The organism is Methylobacterium hispanicum, from assembly GCF_022179285.1.
GTDB lineage: Bacteria > Pseudomonadota > Alphaproteobacteria > Rhizobiales > Beijerinckiaceae > Methylobacterium > Methylobacterium hispanicum.
Genome location: NZ_BPQO01000082.1, coordinates 1 through 1,064, shown reverse-complemented (window position 1 = coordinate 1,064; position 1,064 = coordinate 1). Strand labels below are relative to the sequence as shown.

The 1,064-nt window shown below is 73.8% G+C and carries 1 protein-coding gene; it reads left to right on the top strand.

Annotated elements, in window-relative coordinates; all coding sequences use genetic code 11:
- Window positions 1-1,064: ATP-binding protein (locus MFF56_RS31800; RefSeq protein WP_238232202.1), on the top strand; the 1,064-nt coding region annotated here is incomplete at both ends.

The window sequence follows — 1,064 nt, the reverse complement described above, 5'->3', positions numbered from 1 at the left end:
GGGGTGGCGCACGACTTCAACAACCTGCTGACCATCATCCGCTCCTCGGTCGAGTTCCTGCGCCGGCCCGACCTTCCGGAGGTGCGCAAGGCGCGCTACCTCGACGCGGTGTCCGACACGGTCGATCGGGCCGCCAAGCTCACCGGCCAGCTCCTGGCCTTCGCCCGCCGCCAGGCCCTCAAGCCCGAGATCTTCGACGCGGGCGCCCGCCTGCAGGCCATCGCCGAGATGCTCGACCAGATCATGGGCGCGCGCATCCGGGTCGGGGCCGAGCTGCCCGAGAGCCCGTGCTTCGTGCGCGCCGACGCCAGCCAGTTCGAGACGGCGTTGGTCAACATGGCGGTCAACGCGCGCGACGCCATGGACGGGGAGGGCCGCCTCACCCTGCGGCTCTCGGGCGGGCGGGCGCTGCCGCCGATCCGCGGGCACGCGGCCAATGCCGGTCCGTTCGCGGCGGTGTCGGTGAGCGACACCGGCTCGGGGATCGCCGAGGCCGACCTGGCGCGGATCTTCGAGCCGTTCTTCACCACCAAGGAGGTGGGCAAGGGCACGGGTCTGGGTCTGAGCCAGGTGATCGGGTTCGCCAAGCAGTCGGGCGGGGACGTGGCGGTGGCGAGCGCGCCGGGCCTGACCACGTTCACGCTCTACCTGCCGCAGGCGTCGGCCCCGGCGGCGGTGGCGCGGGCGGAGGGCGGCGCGGTTGCGGCGTCCGGCCCGGGTCGGGGCCTCAGCGTGCTGGTGGTGGAGGACAACCTGGAGGTGGGCCGGTTCTGCACGCAGATCCTGGAGGATCTGGGCCACCGGCCGGTCTGGGCGCACAACGCGGAGGCGGCGCTGGCCGAGCTCGAGCGGGGGGAGGGGGCCGGTCCTGGGCGCTTCGACGCGGTGTTCTCGGACGTGGTGATGCCGGGCATGGGCGGGATCGAGCTGGCGCGGCGGCTGCGGGCGAGCCGGCCGGACCTGCCGGTGGTGCTGACCTCCGGCTACAGCCACGTGCTCGCCCAGGACGACGCCCACGGCTTCGAGCTCGTGCGCAAGCCCTACTCCGCCGAGGAACTCGCCCG